Genomic DNA, 22,423 nt, shown 5'->3' on the forward strand with positions numbered 1-22,423 from the left:
CAAGCCCATGTTATCCCGGAAAACAAACATCAAATCCCATGTTTTTTTTTCAATCCCCGAAACTGATCATAACTCAGCCCTAAAAGGGCAGCCGCCTTTTTCTGGTTAAACCGGGCGTCACTCAGGGCTGCAAAAAACCTGTACCGCTCCAGAATCAAAACAGCCTCCTTTAATGGTTTTTCCCTAAGTTCCTTGATGTCCAACCCTGTTTGGGCATTTTTTTGGACTGGCAACTCAGGTGAATCGGGTTTGGAAATAGCAGGTTCAGGCCCGTTTTTTTTTGTCCCAAGAAAGGTACCATATGGACAAAAGAAGGGATCAAAGGCGATATCTGAAATTTCATGGGTCATACTCTTGTACACCGCCCTTTCCACCACATTTTTCAACTCTCTTACATTGCCGGGCCAGACATGGGATTCCAGGGATTTGACCGCTTGACTGATGATTTCAGGCACTTTTTTTCTTCCCAGTTCAAAGGCCATTCGGGATGCAAAATGATTGGCCAGTAAAAGGATATCTCCCTTGCGGCACCGCAACGGAGGCACATAAATAACCTCAAAGGAAAGACGGTCAAGCAAATCCTGCTTGAACCGACCCTGGTCCGCCATAAGGGAAAGATCCATATTGGCTGCCCCGACAATGCGGACATCCACCTGAACAGGGCTGGAAGCCCCGACCCGCTCAAAGCTCCCGTACTCGACCACCCTTAAAATCTTTTCCTGGACCTCCATGGGAATATTGCCTATCTCATCCAAAAACAGGGTGCCGTCGGCAGCCTGTTCAAACCGCCCCTTGTGACGGGTTGCAGCCCCGGTAAAGGCCCCTTTTTCATATCCAAAAAGCTCAGATCCGATCAGGCTTGGGGTCAGGGCGGCGCAATTAAGGGTGACCAAAGGTTTTTGCCATCGTTTTGATAAAAAATGAAGCCGGGCTGCAGCCAGCTCCTTTCCGGTTCCCCGCTCTCCTAAAATAAGGACTGGCCGCTCAATGGGTGCCACCCTGGAAATCTTCTCCTGAAACTCCAAAAACACTTCAGACTGCCCCAAGGCCTCGGACATGGACACGGATTTTACCTGGGAATTCATATCATGGGAATAGGCCATGCCCACACCTCCATAGTTAAACACATTAAAATATGGTTAAATCAACCACTATTTGGCCAATAATACCACAAATCTTTTTCACAGTCAATTCAATAAGTCGTTGAAATTTAAACGAATCCAAGTTCAAATAAGATTGGCACGCTTTCTGCTCTATTCATCATCAGAGATCAACCAGAAAAATAAACACCCAAAAGGAGATAAACCATGGGAATTTTTACACGATTCAGAGATATTGTATCCTCAAACATCAATGCCATGCTGGACAAGGCAGAAGACCCTGAAAAACTGATCAAGCTCATGATCCGGGAAATGGAAGACACCCTGATCGAACTAAAATCCTCCTGCGCCAATACCATTGCCAACCAGAAAAAGGTAGAGCGGCTGCTTGAAGAGACCCGGGAAAGAGAAGATTTCTGGACCACCAAGGCGGAACTTGCCGTCAACAAGGGAAGGGATGACCTGGCCCGCCAGGCCCTGATGGAAAAACGCAGATTTTCCCAGCGGGTGGATGCTGTTGAAGAAGAATTAACCGAGCTCACCTCTATTGTGGAACAATACAGGGATGATATCCAGGAGTTGGAAAACAAACTTAAATCTGCCCGGGAAAAACAGCGGTTGCTGGTTCAGAGGCATATCCGGGCCCAGAAAAAGAAAAAAGTCCAGCAGGAAATCCGGCGGGTAGACTCTGCCGATGTCATGCAGAAATTTGAAGAGATGGAAAACAACATCGAACGGATGGAAGCTGAAGCCGATCTGGTGAATTACGGCAAACGATCCACCCTGGAAGAAACCTTTGAAGACCTGGCTGCAGACGATGATATTCAAAAGGAACTGGATGCCCTAAAATCCTCCCAATCCCCCCAAAATGATGATACAACCACAAGATAATCATAAGGATTTCGGAGGACTTATATGAGCGGCGCAATCATCGTAGCAATCTGTATCGGAGGCTTTATCCTGCTTCTGTCCACCCTGGGTCTGATCATCATCGGCATCATCAGGGCAGCCAAAACCGGGGGGCTGTCCAAAAATGAAAAACAGACCCAGACCGAAGAGACCAAGATGATCCAGGATATATTCAACGGGCTGTCAAAAATGGAAGAACGGGTAGAAGCGTTGGAAACCATCCTCATTGAACGCCAGAAAAAAACCAGTTAAAAACGCGGCAGCCTCTGGATAATGTTTTAAAAAAAGGACGTAAAAAATGAAATACCATTATAGGCGACATCAGCATGGCGGATTCAGACGCCAACGAGGCCAGTACGGCAGGTTCAGGCAAAAGATAGACACCCTGGCCACCACCCAGGGGATTTACAGATCCAGGCAGGGCATCTTCATGGGCGTCTGCCGGGGGCTTGCCCAGCACTTTAATTTCTCTGTGTTCTGGACAAGAATCATTGTCTTTATCCTCTTCTTGTTCACCGGGTTCTGGCCCGTGGGGGTGATCTACATTGTTGCAGGCCTGCTTTTAAAACTGGAGCCTGCCATCCCTTTGAAGAACGAAACAGATCAGGAGTTTTACCAGTCCTACACCACCTCAAGGGAATCGGCCATCCAGCGGATCAAACGAAAATTCGACAATATTGACCGGCGAATCCAGAGAATGGAGCATACCGTCACCTCAAGGGAGTTTGATTTTTAACCCATGTTCAAAAGAGATCTGTGCCTGTTTGCCCCTGCAACAGGCACAGGTGTTACAAGTCAAATTTTAGCCCAAAAAAGCCCAAGCCCTCCCAGATCAGGACAAAAGAGAGTATACAGAGCATCAGCCCCAAAAATCTCATGGTGAATACATACATTTTCCCCATTAAAAAAGACCTGGATCTTGCAACCATAAGCGCCAGCCCCACCTTGGATCCCACAAGCATCGCATAAAAAGTTGCCACAAACCCCACACCGGCCAGGGGGGTCAGTTCCCAGGCCCTAGTGGCCGCAGGGCCGCCCACAGAGATCCAAAACAGATACGGATGGGGAGAGAGCAGATTCACCATCACCCCCTTGTAAAATGAGGTTCCCCCATGATTTTTTGTATCCAAAACGGTTGCTTGGGCCCCCAGGCCTGACACCCCCATTTTCAGGATCACAGCCCCGCCCAAAAGGGAAATCAGGCCCAGAACCCAGTTAAAATCCGAAACTTGTGACAGCCCCAGCAATGCCAGGGCAAAAATGGGCAAGTCTGAAACAAGGGGGGCGAACCCCACCCAGATCCCCGCTTTAAGCCCCCGGGAAAGGGTTTCAGAAATAACAAGGGCCAAAAGAGGGCCCGGGGAAAGTCCGGCAGACAATCCCAGGATCAGGCCCATGAGAAGATAATGGCTCATATGGGCCGTAAACCTGTTCTATATTCTTTTAGGTCCTGATTTTCCATTTTCTTTTATGGCCCCCTCTATTTTTTACCGTGGCAGCGTTTAAATTTTTTACCGCTGCCGCAGACACAGGGCTGGTTCCGGGAAAGGGGAACCGGGGCCAGGATTTGACCCTCTGTGTAATACCATCGGTTCTTTATTCTGATGAACAAAGATCTCTCGTGGAGTTGACCCAAGCTGCTGTCCTGCTCAAAAAAGGCCACAAATTCCACCCGGCCTCTGTCCGGGCCGTCCATATCCTTGCCTAAGATATCAAGTCCCAGCCAGCAGGTCTGGCCCATGGTCAGGGCCAAATCTTTTTCAAGCTGCTGGCGGGCAGTTTCATTCCTGGTCTGTTCAGGATCAAGGGTGGCCATAAGATAATTTTTATTCTTTTTGCAAAAGGCCGTATACCGTGATCTCATAAGTTTTTCGGGAGTAGGAGCCCACACGCCGCCGTCGATAAAGAGCTGACAGCAGTCTGCATATTTTTTATTGCTCTTGCAGGGGCATTTTTCAGGGGACATTTTTCAAGAGTCCTTTTTCTTTCAAGCCCCATGCCGCAGGGCAATTTTCTCAAACATCAGGGCAATCCCTTCACAAAGCGTATATATGGACTCAATATCAAGGGTGTCATCCGACACACGGTCAAAATAAATGTGAAGACCTGATTCAAGTCCATCTTCAGGTTTCCAATAGCAAACCATTAAGGGAAAAAAAGGCAGGGGATACAAAACAATTGAAATATCCGAATCAATCTGGCTGACAATTTTCTTGCCGTCGAAAATTTCCAAAAGATCTTTAAAAAAATCCGTATAGGTATCGGCAATTCGCTTTAAGGGTTTTTCGCACCGCTGCTGAAAATGAGCATACCGGGAAGGGCCCCCTTTCAGTTCCCGAAATGTGATCCACTCCCCTTGGGGAGACTTGCCCGAACCGTTCAAAATATAGTTCAATGCCGGTACCACCATATATGCATTGATATGAACCTCAGATGCAAGGTTGCCCTTGGGGTCTGCACTAAATCTTTTACCAAAGATTTTTATGCTCAGTTTATTGTTGGAAAATTGCGCCCCCATGCGTTCTGCGGCTTTGGAAAGATCAATCAAAGAGATCTGTTGCTTTAGGTCTTCAATGGCGCGGGCCTTATTTTCATCAATGGTATCGGGTTTTTCAAATCCCCCCCCATAAAGTTCAATCACCTCTTTTTCCAAATAAGGACACCTTTGGATTGGTTTTGTTTCCTTGAACACGGCCACGGCAAATGCCAGACAGGTTTTTTCACCGCATTCCCTGCAATTAGAGCCGTTCAACAATTTAAAAACTTCCATGGGATTATTAATATGTGACATTCAAAAAAATTCCTTTTTTAAATTACCTCTCATTGAATAGGTTGAGTAACAATTCTCCACTGCCATTGCAACAGGCATTCACGAACAAAATAAAGCCTTACCCCCCAGGGTAAAAAGAAAAAAGGAATTAAACACGGCAAAGGGTAAAACAGGAAAACTATTGCCTAGTGAAAAAACCTGTAATAGCATACTCCCATGCCGCATTTATCTGAAAAGTATATCAAAGAAAGCCTGGCGGATTCTCCTTTGATCTTTGAGAGGGGAAAGCGCACCTGTGAAAACGGGTCTTATTTTTTATCCCAGAAAGATATGGAAGAGGCCAGCTTTGCCTATGAATTTGACGGGACATTCGGCCATTACACCACCCGGATAAAATTCACTAAAGATGCCATCACGGCCCACTGCAACTGCCCCTACCCGGGCAAAGGCTGCCGCCATGCCGTGGCCGCAGCCCTTAACGCCCTTTCACTGATGACCCGCCCCAGAATCCAAAAAGAGATGTTTTCCAGTGAACAGGAGCTGTATCTTTCTGAAAAAGAGATCAAAGACCAGGCCTTAGCAGAACGAAAAGAGCGGGCAGCGTCAGAGACCTTTACCCCCATCCGCGGGGACATGTTCACCGGGGACCATAAAATCCTGTCAAAGGACAGCCGGACCTATCTGGTCTGCCTCCACGATCCCGTAAAGGGAAAAGGTCATTGTTCATGCCCGGATTACCTGACCAACGGACTTGGGACCTGCAAACACATCCAGTTCATGTTCATGGCCCAATATCTCAAATCAGAGCCCGGGTTCAAAGCCCAGGCCGCAACCGAGACCCTGCCCTTCGTTGATATTTTCTGGGATTCTCTGGCCCAGGCCCCCAGGCATCATGCCCCAGGCTTCAACCCTGCCATGGCTGATCTTAAACCGGTGGTTGAAAAATATTTTAATGCCAAAGGAGACTTTATCGGATCAGACATCTCCCTGATCATGGGACTGATGCTCAGGCTCAGGGGAGACCGGCGGGTAAGGATACGGGAAAACCTGCTCAAACGGGTCGACCACAGACTCCAGGCCATACAGCTCAAAAAAATGGAAGGCCGCCCCCTGCCGAAAATCGGCCTGAACCGCCCTCTTTATCCGTTCCCAAAAAAAGGCGTCGACTTTGGGGCCCTAAAGACCGGGGTACTCATCGGTGATGAGATGGGCCTGGGAAAAACAGCCCAGGCCATTGCCATGGGCCTGGTCAAATGCGAGATATTTGGATTTTCAAAAATTCTGGTCATTACCCTGGCCTCGCTCAAAAAAGCCTGGAAGGATGAGGTCGAAATCGTATCCCGGGAAACCGCCTGCATCATCCAGGGCACCCCTTCCCAGCGGAGACGCCAATATGACGAGATTGGCCGGTTTAAAATCAGCCATTACGAGGCGGTTCTCAAGGATGTCCCCACTATTTGCCGGTTCAATCCGGACATCATTATTCTGGACGAAGCCCAGCGGATTAGAAATTTTTCCACCCAAACGGCAGAAGCAATGAAACGCCTGCCCAAAAAGCATGCCATCGTACTCACGGGCACCCCCCTTGAAAATAAACCCCAAGACCTCTACTCCATTGTCCAATTTCTGGATCCCTACAAATTTACCCCCTTGTGGCAGTTTGCCGCTGACCATTTTATTATCCCCAAAGCCAGACAGACCAGTATCACAGGATATAAAAACCTGGATCAATTGGGGGAAAAACTCAAGGATATACTGGTCCGCCGGACCTGGGAAACGGTCTGCGGCCAGTTGCCCGAAACCGTGACCAGCAACTATCGTATTGACCTGGCCCCGGAACAAGAACAGATACACCGGGAAAATGCAGGCTGTTTAGGGGAAATCCTGGAGAAAAAAATCCTGACGGATATGGACATGCGGCAGATCCAAACCCTCGTGCTGACCATGCGAATGGTCTCAAATTCCACCTTTTTAGTGGACAGGGAAACCCAGGTCTCCCCTAAAATCAGAGAGCTTTCCACCATTATTGATGAAATTGTGATCCAGAACCGGAGAAAAATGGTCATCTTCAGCGAATGGACAGCCATGACCTTTTTAATTGCCCGGCACCTGTCAGAAGCCGGCATCGGGTTTGCCGAGGTCTCAGGCAAAATCGATCAAGCAGCACGAACGGTCCTGGCTGAAAAGTTTGCAAACGCGCCGGACTGCCTGATCTTTTTGACCACAGATGCCGGGAGCAAAGGGCTGAATCTTTCCTCGGCCAGGTGTATGGTAAATGTGGAACTGCCCTGGACCCCGGATCAAACAGCCTTGAGGCAATCAAGACTCATCCCCCGGGCCGGATACGGAGACAAAGACTTTTTTCCTTGCCATATCATCAATCTCATTGGTGCCAACAGTATCGAAGAGCCCATTCTCAGGGGCCTGTCCCAGAATCCCGAACTTTTTTCCTCCCTTTTCGGTTCAAACCCTGAAAAAACAAGGCTTAATGAACAGGATTTCAAAAAAACAGCAGAACAGCTCCAGGCAATCATCGGCCGGAAAATTCTTTCCCAGCCAAACACAATTGCCCAAGAGATACCCGAAGAAAACCCCGGATATCTGTCTTCAAAAAAAAATCTCTCTTCTCCCCAAAATTCAGAGATCACCGATCCGGATCAAGATCCGGGGTTTCCCCCGGTGTCAGATCCCCAACAGCTTGAGGCCATTCTCAACTCAGGATTTGACTTTATTACAGGGCTGGCCCAGATGGCATCAGGCCAAACCATCAAACCCGTGGAAAACAAAAAGATTTCAGTGGATTCAAAAACAGGTCAGGTCAATTTCACCTTTAAGCTGCCGGGATTTTGATTGACTTTTGACCTGATTCATCATAGCTGATAAACTTGTTTTAAATCTATTCTGAAAGAAAGGATATAATGAGTACAGACCAACAATTTTCAACCTTGTCAGCCTGCAGACGCATTGTCGTTAAAGTCGGCTCAGGTGTATTGACCCAAAAAAACAGCCTGAACCTGGATACCATCAATTGTATTGCCACACAGATTTGTGCCCTTCACGACAAGGGCCTTGAAGTCATCCTGGTCTCTTCAGGGGCCATGGCAGCCGGGGTCACTAAAATCGGACTGGATCAACGGCCTTCTGAAACCCCAAAACGGCAGGCGGTCTCCGCCATCGGCCAGGCAGATCTCATCAGGGAATGGGAAAAGGCAATTGAGCATTGCGGCCGGAAAGTGGCCCAGATCCTTTTGACCCGGGGGGATTTTTGCGACCGGGTCAGGTATTTGAACGCCAGAAACACCATCAACACCCTTTTGGAATGGAAGGTGCTGCCCATTATCAATGAAAATGATACCGTGGCTGTCAAATCCCTTCAGTTTGGTGACAATGACAATTTAGGCGCCATGATCACCCTGCTCATGGGGGCGGATCTCATGATCAATCTCACGGACATTGGCGGTCTTTACAACAAAGATCCCCGAGTGCATGAAGATGCAACCCTTGTCCGGGAGGTAGCGGCCATGGGAGAAGATATTGAAGCCATGGCAGGAAAAATTGCAGGCCCATTGGGCACCGGCGGCATGGGCACCAAAATCTCTGCGGCCAAAAAACTGACCTCTGCCGGCATCCCCATGATCATTGCCTCGGGCCTTGACCCTGAAATTCTGATCAAAATTGCAGCCAATGATTATATCGGCACTTATTTTATGCCCAAAGATGAAAAGCGCAACTCCAGAAAAAACTGGATCGGCCTCACCCTCCAAGCCAAAGGACAGATCACCATTGACAGGGGCGCACAAAAAGCCGTTGTTGAAAAGGGCAAAAGCATTTTGCCCTCAGGCATTACCCGGGTTCAGGATTATTTTGAGGTTGGGGATCCCGTGGCTTTTGTATCCGAAGACAAGCAGATCCTGGGTATGGGGCTTGTCAACTACAATGCATCGGACATACTCAAAATCATGGAATGTAAAACCAGCCAGATCAAAGAGCGGCTCGGCTTCAGGTCCTATGATGAAATCATCCACAGGGACAACCTTGTTATCACTGCCGATAAAAAATCCTGATTCAAAGAATCAAAACAAATCCGGGAGACCCCCCGGAGCCATATAAAGGAGATTTGCCATGTCTTTGGAGACTCAAATCATTCAAATAGCCCAAGATGCCAGAGCCGCAGCCCGGATCATGGCAACCCTGTCCTCGGAACAAAAAAACCGTGCCCTATACACCATTGCAGACCTGATCACAGCCCATGGATCCCTCATCCAAAAGGAAAATGAAAAAGACCTGGCTGCAGCCCAAAAAAACGGTCTTTCTTCTGCCATGATCGACAGACTCACCATCACGGACAAGGTCTTGTCTGCCATGGCCGAGGGATTGCGATTTGTGGCAGGGCTTGACGACCCTGTGGGCTCGCTCACGGATGCGGTCATCCGGCCCAACGGACTTGAAATGGCAAAGATGAGAATCCCTCTGGGGGTGATCGGTATTATTTACGAGTCCAGGCCCAATGTCACCGTGGATGCCCCAGGCCTCTGCCTTAAGGCGGGCAACGCCGTCATCCTCAGGGGGGGATCCGAAGCCATCCACTCCAATTGTGCCCTGGCCAAAATCATTGAACAGGGAGTCATTGAGACAGACCTGCCCGGCGCAGCTGCCCAGGTTATTACCACGGCCGACAGACAAGCGGTCAACATCATGCTCAAACAAGAAGAAAACATTGACCTGATCATCCCCCGGGGGGGCGAAGACCTGATCCGTCACGTGGTGGCCCAGTCGACCATCCCTGTACTCAAACATTATAAAGGGGTTTGCCACGCCTATATCGACGATCGGGCAGATCTTGATATGGGCGTGGACATCGTGGTCAATGCCAAGGCCCAGCGTCCCGGGGTATGTAACGCCTTGGAAACCCTGCTGGTCCATAAAAACGAGGCTGCATCCTTTCTCCCCATGGTACAAAAGGCCTTACACAAGGCAGGGGTCAGCCTCAGGGGATGTGAAAAAACCCTTGAGATTCTGCCCGGAACAAGGTTGGCAACAAATGAGGACTGGGATATGGAATACCTGGATCTTATCCTGGCCGTAAGGGTGGTAAAAGATATGGATGAGGCCATGGCCCATATTGCAGCCCATGGTTCCAACCATACAGAGGCCATCATCACAAAGGATTATCAAAGATCCCGAAAATTCATGCGGCAGGTGGATGCCTCCCTGGTCATTGTCAATGCCTCCACAAGATTCAACGACGGGGGGGAACTTGGGCTGGGGGCGGAAATCGGTATATCCACATCCAAGCTCCACGCTTACGGTCCCATGGGCATAAAGGAGCTGACCACCACCAAATTTGTGGCCTGGGGCCAGGGCCAGACCAGGACCTGATCAGTAAAAAAAGGCCTGGCCCTGGTTAATTGCGATCAAGTTTTATCTTTTCAATATTTTCAGGAGAGATCTGTCGTTCTCCCTTTTTTATCTGCCTGACCATTTCCTGAATCTGGAGATTGACAGGAGTGGGGACCTTTAGGGCCTTTCCCTTTGAGGTGATAAATCCGGTAAGGTAGTCGATTTCCGTTTTTTGGCCCCGCTCCAAAGACTGAAGACTTGAGGACTTGAGCCGGCGATATTTAAACCCCAGTACCCTTAAAAAGGCATGGCGTTTGATCAGAGCAAATCGCCCCCGGCCCCGGCAAAAGGAATAATAGTCCAGTTTTCCGGCAAAGACTGCCACATGAAGATCCATGGCTCCAGCCACAGCCATGGCCTCTTCCATGACCGACAAAAAAATATCCCTTGCCTTTTTAATGGAAAGCATCTCTCCCAAATAAAGTCCGCAAACCGCACCCAAAGAAGTAATACAGGAGTTAATAATCAGCTTGGAAAAAAGACTGCCCATGATATTTTCTGAAATCCGTGTTTCAATCACATGGTCCAGAACTGACTTTATCTTTTCCAGGCGCGGGTCTGGCTGATTGTCAATATTGCCGATGATAAAGTCACCCAGGGAGGTCATCTCCAAATCAATATCAGAATGCATGGTGGCACCCCAGCAAGTTTATTGGCAACCGATTCAACCGCCGTGGCCTTGACCCCTAAAAGGACCAAATCCCGGTCCCGGGCCATGGCATCCACCCCGCAGACCGCATCCATTTGGGCGGTAAAATCTCCTTTTATCCCGCCGACCCGAATCCCATTTTCCCTGATGGCCCTGGCATGCTCCTCTCTTCTGACCACCACCTGGACCTCATACCCGGCCCTTGAAATTTTTGCAGCACAGATACCGCCGATGGCACCTGCACCCACCACGGCAATTTTTAATTTCTTTTCTGATTCATTCATTAAAGACCTCTGACATGACCTCTCTGATTTTGGCAGAAAGGGCCTGCATTGAAAATGGCTTGTTTATAAAATTCAGTCCCTGATCCAGAATACCGTGCTGTGCAATCACATTGGCCGTATATCCGGACATGAAAAGGCATCTGAAATTCGGGTGCAATCGGGATATTTTTTCTGCCAAATCTCTCCCGTTCATCTCGGGCATGACCACATCTGTAATGAGCAGGTCCAGGTCCCCGGTTTCAAAATCAGAACTTATCCCCAGCACCTCTGCCGGTGTGGATGCGGCAAACACAGTATAATCCAGTCGCCGGAGCATATTTGCTGTCATCTGCAAAATGGCTTTTTCATCCTCCACAAGAAGAATGGTCTCATGGCCAATTAACACAATTTCCTCGGAACCGGCCACTATTTCAACTTTGGATTTTTCAGCCTGCCTGGGCAAATAGACTTTAAAAACGGAACCAACCTTCAGCTCGCTGTAGACATTGATAAACCCGCTGTTCTGTTTGACAATCCCGTATACGGTCGACAAGCCGAGACCTGTCCCTTCACCCATTTTTTTGGTGGTAAAAAAAGGTTCAAACAAATTTTCAATGGTCCCTTGATCCATCCCGGACCCATTGTCACTCACGGCAAGGCAGACAAAGTCTCCGGGGATAAACCCGGGATGATCCCGGCAATAGGCCTCGTCAAAATGAACGGTCCCGGTCTCAATGGTAACCTTTCCGGTATTTGCCATGGAACCCCTTGCATTGACGCAGAGATTGGCCAAAATCTGGTCTAGCTGGGAGGGATCGATTTTGACAGGCCAAAGGTCTTTGCCCGGGTGCCAGGACAGGTCAATACCCTCCCCGATCAGCCGGCCAAGCATTTTAAGAATTCCCTCAACAGCCCCATTAATGTTCAACATCCTGGGCGTGATGGTCTGTTTTCTTGCAAAGGCCAGCAACTGCCGGGTCAGTTCAGCCGAACGCTCTCCTGCTTTTTTGATTTCAGCCAGGCTCAAGGATGCAGGATGTGAAGACGCCAAATCCTCCATAACCATTTCAGTGTTGCCCAGGATAATGGTCAGCATATTGTTAAAATCATGGGCCACCCCCCCCGGCAAGTCTTCCTATGGATTCCATTTTCTGGGCCTGGGCCAGCCGATCCCTGAGAATTTCCTGCTCTGCTTGAGCCTGCTTGCTCGCTGAAATATCTGTCATGGTGCCGACCACTCGTTGGGGGGCGTTGTCTGAATCTTTTTCCACAACCCGCCCCCGGCCAAGAACCCATTTATACTCACCGTTTTTTGTTAAAAGTCGATGTTCTTTCTGCCAGGTATCTGTCCTGCCTTCCAAATGATTTTTTAGCGACGCAATTACCTCATCCTTGTCATGGGGGTGGATTTTAGATACCCAGGATTCATATACCAGCTCAACACTTTTTTCAGATAAAATTTTTGCCCAGTTCTGGCTGAAAAACACCCTTCCCGTTTGGATATTCCAGTCCCACAGCCCGTCAGAAGTTGCCTCCATGGCCAATCGGTATTTTTCTTCACTAGCGATCAATGCGTTATCCGCCTTGAAAAGATCTTTGGTCTTTTTTCGGGCCACAGCCTCAAGCCCTTGCTCCTGACGCCAAGAGGACCAAAGAAAAAAAAGGGACACCAGAATAAACCCAGAACCGAACACCCAAATTATGAGCCGGGGGAACAGGGGCGGGGCTTGTCTCTTTTTCAAACTCCCGGATAGGGTCCAGAGGGTATCGGCCACCCGAATCCTTTCTTGCTGAACCTCTTTCAAAAGCTTTCCAGAGCGCCAAAATACATTCCCGTCTGAATTTTTAAGGCTAAATATAAACCGATCCGGGGTCATTCCCTGCATGGCCTCATCAACAATTGCCTTTAGATCGTAGACCCCGATGGATAATCCCAAAAACAGATCATCCTTAAATATGGGAAAACGAAACACAATGCCTTTGCCTCCCTGTCTCAATTCAAAAGGGCCCTGCAAGACGGCCCTTTTTTCCTGAATGGCTTTTTTAGTCAAAGGTCCGCGCTCAGGGTCGGTGATCAGGGTGATGGGTCTGTCAATGGTAATTTTATTTCCCTCTGGCGGATACACATAGGTGACCTGTGTGTTTGAATCGGCATATTGAACGGCCCGGATCGACGGGTGAAAATCAAGAAGATTTGAGGCAAACAAGGAAAAGGCCTGGGTGTCGGTGTTTGGATCGAGAATAAACAGGGAAGCAAGAGATTTTACGGCGTTAAACCGATGGGAAATAGCGCTTTCCAGATGGATTTTACTGAGTTGAATCTGGGAGGCCAGCTCCGAACAGACTTTGGACTGCCAAGACATTGTCTGGTAACTGTCAATGGCAACCAGGGTTGAAAACCCAAGCAAGGCTAAAACGATGAGAATTAATTGCCGCATTTGATTTCTCAATTCAAATTTTTAGTATGGGCCCTTGCCCTTAAAGCATGCCTGAATAAAACCCATCCTGGCGGTTCAACCATCAGGTCAGGGGCATATTATTCATACTCCAGAACAATGAATTCACCTCATTGGCTTTTAAGAAAAGAAAGCTCAAATTGTTTATGTTCTGCCCTCTTAAGCAGGAACTCTTTTACTTTGATTAGAGCATGATCATTGTGTACCACAAAACCAATTAACACCACAAGCCACAAAATCGAAAGCCTGTGCGAATGCATAATTGACGAGAAACGAACCGCCCCATGGTTTTGGGCAAATGGAATGGCAAAACATCCCCCTGCTCACATCAATTGCTTAAAGGTTTGAAGATCTGTTTTAGCATAGTGGAAAAAATGATCATGAACCGAATCGGCAAACGCTTCAAACTTTTTGTAGGCCTTTTTGTCCAGAGAAGAAGAGTAGAGGTTGACCACCAGGTCATGGGCAATATAATCTTCACTGACCTCTATGAACCCCTCATCCCGACTCCAGGTAACCTTGGAATTTTCCCCCCGGGAGACAATGCCTGAAACCACATGGGAATGGTCTATGATGACGGAAAGATACCTATTCTTTTTTTCTGCCATATACCGTTCTATCCTCCGGTGGGGCACAAGGTCCTGGTAGACATCTGCGGTGCCGAAATAAATTCCCCGAAGCCTGACGCCCCGGTTCAGGGCATCATCCATCTCCCGGGTCAGTGCAGAAAGTTCCTCATCCCAGATGGAGACCGCCACCCGCTTTTGGGCCCCGTTGATCAGGACCTTTAAAAAACCAATGATATTTTCACGGCCCTGGATCACCACAAGCTTGTCATCCTGTTTGGGCTCATGGTACAGGGTGGCGGCATACTTGGACAGGCCGTCAAAGATCTCATTATACCGGGCCTTGAGTTTTTTAAGAAAGATCTCAGGCTCCACCGGAGTGTATACCCGGGTTTTACCCTTGTCCTGCTCAAAGACCATCTGCTTGGCAATCAGATTTTTTAAGACCTCATAAATTCTGGACCTGGGGATACCCGAGGCCTTGCTCAAGGCATAGCCGTTGACCGGAAACTCCTCGAGCAACGCGAGATAGGCCCGGCATTCATAGGCTGAAAAGCCCAAAACTTTCATGTCTTCCATCATCTGATCTTCCACAAAGACCTCCTTTGCCAATAGTTTAAAAAAACGTCAAAACAAGATAAGTCATCCCCACAGATCCCAATACCGGAATGATAATCCCGCCTCTGAACACCCCGTATACCAGGGTGAATCCCATGCCCCAAAGGGCAGCCTGGGGCAGGTCCGGTGTGGCGGTCAAAACGCCCGGCACGATCAATGCGCCGATGGCGGCAACGGGAATGGACTTTAAAAAACCGTCCACAGCCAAAGGTATCTTTATCCGGGAAAAAAACAAAAACGGGACCAGCCGTGGCCCATAGGTTACCAGGGCCATCCCCAGAATCAAGGGGATCAAAGAGCCTGAACTAAAATTATCCATGTGCCTTTTCCTTTTGGGGCAGGGTTAAATGTAAAACAGAACCGACCGAAGCAATGACAAGGATGCAGACAATGATGCTCCAGCCCCGGGGCAGGATATCCAAAGAGACCAGAATCCAGTTGAGCAGGCCCGAGCCCAGGGCCAGGAACAGGGATCTGAAAGATGACTTTATTTCCGGCATGAGTATGGCCAAAAGAAGGGCATAAAGGGCCACGTCCATGCTCTGGGTCAGAATGGGCGGCATGAATCCGCCCAGGAGAAACCCGGCCAGGGTGCCTGAAACCCATCCTGAATAGGCCGAAAACCCCACAATCAGAACAAAGGGCCGGGTCAGTTCTTCCCGGGTAAAAGAAAGAACGGAAAAAACCTCGTCTGTCACGCCGAATGCAATGGGGATATACCAGGCCCGGGTCTTTTCTTTGATTCGGGTGGCCAGGTAGGTGCTCATGAGAAAATGCCTGAAATTCACCAGCAGGGTAGTCAGGATTATCCCCAAAGGTCCCATGCCCGTAACCAGAAGATTTAGAGCAATGAACTGGCTTGCCCCGGCAAAGACCACGGCTGAAAATAAAAACGCCTCGAGCAGGGAGATACCCATTGTTTTGCCAAGGATACCAAAGGCCACGGCAGCCGGAAAATATCCGATAAATATAGGAATACCGGCACGAAAGGCAGCCTTGGTATTTGAATTTTTCATATTTGTCTCCCTTAAATTTATTTTAGTGACTATTGTAGTAACTACTAAAGTTTTGTCAATAAAAAAAAAGACCTTGAAAAATTAAGGCAACCACCGGCAATAAAAAGTTCGGGGTTGAATTCAAGGCGGGTGAAAGGGAAAATTATAATTTTTTAGTGAGTCTTGTTAAGACAAAACAAGACCTTTACGGCTTTTCTTCGAGAATAAAAATTTTTAGGACTGACCTCTATCCTAAGGTCCGGATTTGTTCAAAAATCCGTTGGAATAACCCGATTCTTTGATATCCCGCTTTAAAAGCCGAATAAAGGTTTTTTCCGTGAGGGAGGGGACCTTGTTCTGGAGCTGGACCAAAGAAATTTTGTTGATCACATCCTTTTGACCTGTGAGTACCGGAACAATATCGCCTGCGTCAATATGGATGCCAACGATATGCCTTGCAATGACCCCCATGCCCAGATGATGAAGGATTCCGTTGATCACGGCCTGGTGACTGTCCACGGTCATAACCCGGTTAAATGCCGGGGAAAACCGATTAAAATGATGCTTAAACCAGTTTCGTATGGTCAAAGAGGTTTTCTGGTAGGAAATAAACTCTTTTCGGGCCAAATTTTCAAAGGAATGGTCCCCGTTAATTTCCCTTTGGTAATAGACGTTTGAACAGGCCAGGATCACCTCTTCGTCAATCAGAGGCTCAATGCTGTAATGGCCTAAATCTCCGTACACCTGGTCCTTTGTGAGAAAAATATCCACCAGTCCGAAGTCAAGCTCGCCTTGGGATATCAATTCAAAGATCTCAGAAGGGTCCCCCAGTTTCATGGTAAAAACCACCTGGGGATATTTTTTTCTGAAACTTGCAAAAAAACCGGGGAAATAGGATTTTCCAAACTCAATGGGGGAACCGATACGAAGCATACCCCAGGGTTCGTCCCTGGCCCTGAGTATGGTTTCAACCCCTTTTTCAAGATCCCGGATAAAAGGAGAGACAATTTTAAACAGCTGCTTGCCGGCTTCGGTGGGTACAAGTTTTCTGTGAAGCCTTGTGAACAAAGGCAGTTTCAGTTCTTCTTCCAGCTTGCCCAAGGCCTGGCTCACAGCAGAAGAACTGATATTGAGTTCCCTGGCCGCCTGGCCCACGGACTGGGTATGGAAGATAAAATAAAAGACTTTAATACGGTTCAGGTCTGGTAACATTAGCAATACTTAACCAAAGAGTTAAATGTTTTAATTTTACTTAATATCAAAAAACCATTATCTTTTCAACCAATGCAGGTCTTTAAAATTTCACAGATTGGAAGAATTCGGCCTGAGGTTTAAACTCAGCCCATAGGAGGTGAAAATGAAAGCACAATTCAAAGCAGTTTACCGGACAATGGTTTATTTTTTCACACCTGAAGACTCAACGGCAACGGCGGGTCAGGGCAATCTCAGCATAGACATTAAACCCGGGGATCTGAACATGGGCAGTTTAAAAGCCCTTTTCTGGGTTTTAGGTACCATGGGGATGTTCTACCTGGTAACCTTATTGTAAAAAAAACGAATTGCTCAAATATAAACGAGCTGTTTATCAGAACCCTGGAACGAGATCCATTTTAATGTACAGCATACCTTAAATCGTGTCTCTTAGCTTTTTTCCTCCCCTTATTCATGATAAACAGCTCTTTTATTTTCTAGGGAAATATTTTCTTTAAAAACAAATTTATCACGGGGTAGTATTCTCTGGACTCAGAAATCGTATTGTGGCCTGTCCCCTGGACCATTACCAGTTCTTTGGGGGCTTTCAGGCTGTCATACATCGCCTCTGTCCGGGCCAGGGGAATAATCTCGTCCCGGGCCGCTGCCAGGATCAAAGTGTCGGCCCTGATCTGTCCTGAAAAATCAAGGGTTCTGTGGGAATCTGTCAGCACCAGATTCACCAGCCAGGCCGGATAAACCCCTGCCGCCACAGCCTCAATACTGTCAAAAGGGCAGGTGAGGATCAACCCTTTAAGGTTTTTCTTCCATACAAGATAGGACGCAATCGAAGAGCCAAGACTTCTGCCCCAGGCCCCGCACCGGTCCGGGGTCAAGCCGTGCTCCCGGGCAACAGAGTCAAACAAGGCCAGGGCATCTGACTTTAAATCAGCCTCCCGGGGGCGGCCGGCGCTCTGGCCGTATCCCCGATAATTGACCAGGACGATATTGGCATCCACCTGTGCCAGATAATCTTCAATATTCAAGGAGACCTCTTCTGCATTGCCTCCAAAATAAAAAATAACCGGAAGATTTTCCATATCCTTTTCAAGGATCCATCCTTTGAGACACCCCTTGTCCTTGATTTGGAGGGTAAGTTCTTTGACAGCAGGGCCAAGTGATTCCAGCTGCTGCTGCCGGGCCCTGTCCAGAGAAACGGGAAAATAGAGCAGTTTTCTTGAAACAAACCGAAGCCCTCCAACGGCAAGGACAAATGCAAGGCCAATCAAAAAAATAATTTTCATCTGTTTTTTCCTTAATTTAGACGGGTCCTGATCTTTTACCTATATTAAATTGGCAAAAAGGTCTCTGTTTTTTAAATTTCCTTGGCGGTTTTAAACAGGGTCATCGCATGTAACTTTTATTAAGATTCGTCCTTACCCGGCTGGAATAGGTGAGGGGGATTCCGTTAAATCTTAAGCGGTCGTCCTGACCGCTTAAGAAGCGGAAATGATCGGACCTATGCCGTCCTGGCGGGCCGCTCATTTACGCCACTCCACCCCCTTCACCCTATCCCAGCCTGGCTCTCCTGGCTTGTTATAGTATATGAGCATCGAACAAAATTTTCCTAGACATCGCTGCACAGATACGATATATATGGCAATAAACACAAGGAGTTGCCAATGAACGAAAAAAAATCTCTTGAAACTTTTTTTGACAATATTCAGGACCCCAGACACCACAATAAGCTTCATAATTTAATTGATGTCGTCATCATCGCAATTTGTGCGGTAGTTGCTGGCGCAGACACTTATGAGCAAATTGAAAACTTTGGCAAAAAGAGAAAAAGGTGGTTGTCAAAATTTCTAAGCCTTCCCCATGGGATACCCTCCCATGACACCTTTGGCAGAATTTTTGAAAGGATGAACCCGAATGAATTTCAGAGCAGTTTTATGCACTGGGTTCAGTCGGTTGCAAAGATGACCAAAGGTCAAGTCATTGCAATCGACGGCAAAACTCTAAGGCGTTCACACGATACCTCCAATGATAAGAAAGCCATTCATATGATCAGTGCGTGGGCTTCGTCTAATAAAGTGGTTTTAGGGCAATTAAAAACCGAAGAAAAATCAAATGAAATTACGGCCATTCCAAATCTTTTAAAACTTTTAGATATCTCGGGCTGCATTATAACCATTGATGCCATGGGCACTCAAAAGAAAATCGCTGAAACCATAATAAACAAAGGGTGTGACTATGTCCTTGCCCTGAAAGAAAATCATAAAACCTTGCATGATGAAGCGGTACTTTTTTTCAATAAAATGGAAGAAATGAAAAATCAGGGGTACCAGTTTAATGAACAGACCAGTGTTGACGGAGGGCACGGTCGAGTCGAAACGCGCAGGGCTGTGATAACCTCTGATATTGATTGGTTTGAAGATAAAAAAAGTTGGAAAGGTTTGAAAAGTATTGGAATGATTGAATCCACCCGGGAAATGGACGGCCAGATCAGTCATGAAAAGCGATATTATATATCGAGCCTGGATAGCGACCCCAATATTTTTGGTAATGCTGTCAGGAGGCATTGGGGAATTGAAAATTCAGTGCATTGGGTATTGGATATTGCGTTCCGTGAAGACGAAAGCAGAGTCAGAAAGGGGAACTCTCCTGAGAATTTTGCAGCGATTCGGCACATTGCATTAAATTTATTACGGAACAATAAGACATTTAAAGGGAGTGTAAAAACCAAAAGGTTGAATGCTGCTATGGATATCAAATATCTGGAGGAAGTTATGTTTGGATGATACTTGAACCAATCAAAACTATAGGCACTTTACAATATTTACATGCGTGAGCCCTGCGGTTTTAAAGGCAACACCTTGACAAGTCTGCGCCAAAGCCCTACCCATTAATAATGACAGCGTTAACCTTCAAGGAGATCCCATGAGCCATCCTTCCAATCAATCCAGAGAGCAGGTTGCAGCAAAAGAAACCTGGAATCTGGCCCCCTTATTTGAATCCCAAAAAGAATTTGAAACCCTTTATACTGACCTGGAATCCAAAATTTGTCTGTATGAAAAGTTCAAAAACAGCCTGGGACAATCCTTTGACCAATTCCTTGCCGGCATTGAATTTAACCATGTCATGGGCCGGAACCTTGAAAAAATGTATACCTATGCCCATTTGAAAAATGATGAGGATAAAACCGGTTCCCAAGGAGATGAACTCTTCCAGAGAGCCATGAACCTGTATACCCGGATCTCCCATGCGGCAAGTTTTATTGTTCCTGAAATCCAGGCCATTGACAAGGCCACCCTTGAAAAATGGCAGAAAAAAAAAGAATGTGCAGACTATCAATTTTATCTGGAAAAAATAATCCGGAAAATTCCCCACACAAGAAATGCCGAGGCTGAAGAGCTTCTGGCCATGGCCAAGGAAAGCTTGGGTGCTCCGGGCCGGATCTTTGGACAATTGAATAATGCCGACCTGAATTTCAAGACCCTGGAAGACGAAAACGGCAAATCCACTCCCCTGACCCATGGTAATTTCACCAGATTTTTAAGCCATGACAGCAGATCCGTAAGAAAAAAAGCCTTTGATCAATACTACAGGGTCTATGACAGGCATAAACACACGATAGGATCTGCCCTGGCCGCCTCAATTCAAAAGGATCTTTTTCTGGCAAAGGCCAGGCATTTTAACACGGCCAGGCAGGCGGCCCTGTTCCAGGACAATGTATCAGACAAGGTGTATGACAGCCTGGTTGCCAGTGTAAAATCAAATTTGTCCCCCCTGTACAATTACCTGAACTTCAGGAAAAAAACCCTGGGTCTGGATGAACTCCACATTTACGACACCTATGTGCCCATCCTCCGGAACCAGGCATTTCACATGGGATATGATGAGGCGGTTGCCACCTGTATTGAGGCCCTTTCGCCATTGGGAGAGGAGTATTGTAAGATTTTAGAACAGGGCTTGACCCAGGGCCGGTGGGTGGACAAATATGAAAACAAAGGCAAGCGGAGCAGGGCCTATTCATCCGGCTGTTATGACTCCCCCCCCTATATTTTGCTCAACTATGATGAACATTCCATCAACAGCCTCTTTACCCTGATCCATGAGACGGGGCATTCCATGCATTCCTATTATGCCAACCATGCCCAGCCATACCCCAGCCATGATTACACTATTTTTGTAGCTGAGGTGGCCTCCACCCTGAACGAAACCCTGCTGGGTCAGTTTTTCCTTAAAAAATATGAAACCGATCCCCGGATGAATGCCTATATCCTGAACCGGGAGATCGACAATATCAGGGCCACCTTTTTCAGGCAGACCATGTTTGCCGAATTTGAAGATATTATCCACCACATGGCCGCCCAAAACAAGGCGCTGACTCTGGAGACCCTTACCAGCACCTACAAACAATTATTGACCAGGTATTTTGGAGATACAATGGTGATAGATGATGCCCTGGCCTTAGAATGCCTGCGCATCCCCCATTTTTATTCATCCTTTTACGTGTACAAATATGCCACAGGTCTGGCCGCATCTTTGGATATTGCCCAGAGAATCCAAAAAAAAGGACAAGAGGCCGTGGACGATTATATGACATTCTTAAAATCAGGGGGATCCATGTTCCCCATTGACCAGCTGAAAATTGCCGGGGTTGACATGGAGTCGCCGGACCCTGTGAATTCAGCCATCGACCATTTTAAAACCCGGGTTGAACAACTGGAAAAACAATGGCCGTCCATTTAGAGCCCATCGGCATCCTCCATACCTGCTTTAAGGAAAAATTCGGCATCCCAAGGCAGCCCAACCTGGTCAAAGAGGCCCCGGGACATCTTGAATTTTATCCTGAATTTGCCAGAGAAGAGGCCCTAAGAGCGTTGGAAGGGTTTTCCCATCTCTGGCTGATTTTTCTCTTCCACAAGGCCCAAAACAATAAGGAGAGGTCCTGGTCCCCCATGGTCAGACCCCCCAGGCTTGGGGGGAATAAAAAAGTCGGGGTATTTGCCTCAAGATCCCCGTTCCGCCCCAACCCCATTGGGCTTTCCGGCGTGGCCCTGGACCAGGTTGAAATCACAGACAAAGGCCCCGTTCTGCACCTGTCCGGGGTGGATATCCTGGACCAGACCCCCATCCTGGACATCAAACCCTATCTGCCCTATTCAGACAGCATCGCCCATGCCGAAGACGGTTTTGCCAAAGGGCCACCCAAGGCAGACCTTTGGGTTGAATTCACGGCCCCGGCCTTGGAGGAGATCAAAAAAAAACAAATCCCCCATCTTAAATCCATTATCCAAGGCATCCTTGAAAACGACCCAAGACCGGCCTACTCCAGGCAGACAAGCCAAGACAGGATTTACGGAATCCGTCTTTTTGACCTTGATATCAAATGGACGGTTGACCGGGACAGGGTATTTGTGGTCTCTATTGAGCCTGTAGAATAACCCTGGAATGCACATCCGACACCTGAATGCCTGGCAGTGTCAACCCCAAGGCGGCA

At 47.7% G+C, this 22,423-nt stretch carries 19 protein-coding genes and 3 pseudogenes; 10 read left to right on the top strand and 12 right to left on the bottom strand.

All coding sequences use genetic code 11. The annotated features are described in order from the left end of the window. Positions 1-29: 29 nt before the first annotated feature. A complete protein-coding gene (gene pspF, locus HUN05_22635) occupies positions 30-1,085 on the bottom strand; it encodes a phage shock protein operon transcriptional activator (protein WDP88199.1) in 1,056 nt (351 codons plus the stop codon). A 222-nt stretch (positions 1,086-1,307) separates the two neighbouring features. Here pspF and pspA point away from each other — a divergent pair, with 222 nt between their 5' ends. From pspA to pspC, 3 genes are read left to right on the top strand one after another with little or no spacing between them, the layout of a single operon-like run. Continuing rightward, the gene (pspA, locus tag HUN05_22640; protein WDP87577.1) at positions 1,308-1,991 is read left to right on the top strand and encodes a phage shock protein PspA; all 684 of its coding nucleotides are present in this window, start codon (positions 1,308-1,310) and stop codon (positions 1,989-1,991) included. 24 nt (positions 1,992-2,015) lie between these two features. Continuing rightward, entirely contained in the window at positions 2,016-2,261 is a 246-nt protein-coding gene (locus HUN05_22645) for a phage-shock protein (GenBank protein ID WDP87578.1), read from the top strand. A 46-nt stretch (positions 2,262-2,307) separates the two neighbouring features. Further along, entirely contained in the window at positions 2,308-2,745 is a 438-nt protein-coding gene (gene pspC, locus HUN05_22650; GenBank protein ID WDP87579.1) for an envelope stress response membrane protein PspC, read from the top strand. A 52-nt stretch (positions 2,746-2,797) separates the two neighbouring features. On the opposite strand, the gene HUN05_22655 is transcribed toward pspC, so the two are convergent. The 3 genes from HUN05_22655 to HUN05_22665 form a co-directional block, all read right to left on the bottom strand. After that, complete coding sequence (locus HUN05_22655) at positions 2,798-3,424, bottom strand: LysE family transporter (GenBank protein ID WDP87580.1); 627 nt, start codon at positions 3,422-3,424, stop codon at positions 2,798-2,800. A 65-nt stretch (positions 3,425-3,489) separates the two neighbouring features. Beyond that, positions 3,490-3,975, bottom strand: coding sequence for a YchJ family protein (locus tag HUN05_22660; GenBank protein ID WDP87581.1), 486 nt, complete (start codon positions 3,973-3,975; stop codon positions 3,490-3,492). 21 nt (positions 3,976-3,996) lie between these two features. Then, positions 3,997-4,800: a DUF3786 domain-containing protein gene (locus HUN05_22665; protein WDP87582.1), complete on the bottom strand. Its 804-nt coding sequence runs from the start codon at positions 4,798-4,800 to the stop codon at positions 3,997-3,999. 195 nt (positions 4,801-4,995) lie between these two features. On the opposite strand from HUN05_22665, the gene HUN05_22670 reads away from it, so the two are divergent. The 3 genes from HUN05_22670 (at position 4,996) to HUN05_22680 (ending at position 10,158) form a co-directional block, all read left to right on the top strand. Then, the gene (locus tag HUN05_22670; protein ID WDP87583.1) at positions 4,996-7,629 is read left to right on the top strand and encodes a helicase; all 2,634 of its coding nucleotides are present in this window, start codon (positions 4,996-4,998) and stop codon (positions 7,627-7,629) included. A 68-nt stretch (positions 7,630-7,697) separates the two neighbouring features. After that, a complete protein-coding gene (gene proB / locus HUN05_22675) occupies positions 7,698-8,843 on the top strand; it encodes a glutamate 5-kinase (GenBank protein WDP87584.1) in 1,146 nt (381 codons plus the stop codon). A gap of 58 nt (positions 8,844-8,901) precedes the next feature. Next, entirely contained in the window at positions 8,902-10,158 is a 1,257-nt protein-coding gene (locus HUN05_22680; GenBank protein WDP87585.1) for a glutamate-5-semialdehyde dehydrogenase, read from the top strand. A gap of 25 nt (positions 10,159-10,183) precedes the next feature. Here HUN05_22680 and HUN05_22685 read toward each other — a convergent pair. The 7 genes and pseudogenes from HUN05_22685 to HUN05_22715 all read right to left on the bottom strand — a co-directional run bounded on the left by HUN05_22685 (position 10,184) and on the right by HUN05_22715 (position 16,938). Next, positions 10,184-11,112 (bottom strand): annotated as a pseudogene (locus HUN05_22685) (NAD(P)-binding domain-containing protein). Continuing rightward, positions 11,105-12,629, bottom strand: a pseudogene (locus HUN05_22690) (response regulator). The pseudogenes HUN05_22685 and HUN05_22690 overlap by 8 nt, the downstream one beginning before the upstream one ends. Before the next feature lie 333 nt (positions 12,630-12,962). After that, positions 12,963-13,529, bottom strand: a pseudogene (locus tag HUN05_22695) (CHASE domain-containing protein). Positions 13,530-13,870: 341 nt separating this feature from the next. Next, positions 13,871-14,707 (bottom strand): TrmB family transcriptional regulator, encoded by an 837-nt coding sequence (locus HUN05_22700; GenBank protein ID WDP87586.1) that lies wholly within the window; start codon positions 14,705-14,707, stop codon positions 13,871-13,873. Positions 14,708-14,729: 22 nt separating this feature from the next. Then, positions 14,730-15,050 (bottom strand): AzlD domain-containing protein, encoded by a 321-nt coding sequence (locus tag HUN05_22705; protein WDP87587.1) that lies wholly within the window; start codon positions 15,048-15,050, stop codon positions 14,730-14,732. After that, positions 15,043-15,747: an AzlC family ABC transporter permease gene (locus HUN05_22710; protein WDP87588.1), complete on the bottom strand. Its 705-nt coding sequence runs from the start codon at positions 15,745-15,747 to the stop codon at positions 15,043-15,045. The genes HUN05_22705 and HUN05_22710 overlap by 8 nt, the downstream gene beginning before the upstream one ends. Before the next feature lie 231 nt (positions 15,748-15,978). Beyond that, positions 15,979-16,938, bottom strand: a complete 960-nt coding sequence (locus HUN05_22715; protein ID WDP87589.1) for a LysR family transcriptional regulator — start codon at positions 16,936-16,938, stop codon at positions 15,979-15,981. A gap of 145 nt (positions 16,939-17,083) precedes the next feature. Between HUN05_22715 and HUN05_22720 the strand changes: the two genes are divergently transcribed. Further along, positions 17,084-17,275 (top strand): hypothetical protein, encoded by a 192-nt coding sequence (locus HUN05_22720; protein WDP87590.1) that lies wholly within the window; start codon positions 17,084-17,086, stop codon positions 17,273-17,275. 139 nt (positions 17,276-17,414) lie between these two features. Here HUN05_22720 and HUN05_22725 read toward each other — a convergent pair whose 3' ends face one another. Then, on the bottom strand, positions 17,415-18,221 hold the full coding sequence (locus HUN05_22725) for a hypothetical protein (protein ID WDP87591.1): 807 nt from the start codon (positions 18,219-18,221) through the stop codon (positions 17,415-17,417). Between the two features lie 378 nt (positions 18,222-18,599). On the opposite strand from HUN05_22725, the gene HUN05_22730 reads away from it, so the two are divergent. The 3 genes from HUN05_22730 to tsaA all read left to right on the top strand — a co-directional run bounded on the left by HUN05_22730 (position 18,600) and on the right by tsaA (position 22,367). Then, positions 18,600-19,718: an ISAs1 family transposase gene (locus HUN05_22730; GenBank protein ID WDP87592.1), complete on the top strand. Its 1,119-nt coding sequence runs from the start codon at positions 18,600-18,602 to the stop codon at positions 19,716-19,718. Positions 19,719-19,857: 139 nt separating this feature from the next. After that, positions 19,858-21,672, top strand: a complete 1,815-nt coding sequence (gene pepF, locus HUN05_22735) for an oligoendopeptidase F (GenBank protein WDP87593.1) — start codon at positions 19,858-19,860, stop codon at positions 21,670-21,672. Beyond that, positions 21,657-22,367, top strand: a complete 711-nt coding sequence (tsaA, locus tag HUN05_22740) for a tRNA (N6-threonylcarbamoyladenosine(37)-N6)-methyltransferase TrmO (GenBank protein WDP87594.1) — start codon at positions 21,657-21,659, stop codon at positions 22,365-22,367. The genes pepF and tsaA overlap by 16 nt, the downstream gene beginning before the upstream one ends. Positions 22,368-22,423: the final 56 nt, after the last annotated feature.

Origin of the sequence: Desulfobacter sp. (assembly GCA_028768545.1) — a bacterium.
Taxonomy (GTDB): Bacteria; Desulfobacterota; Desulfobacteria; order Desulfobacterales; family Desulfobacteraceae; genus Desulfobacter.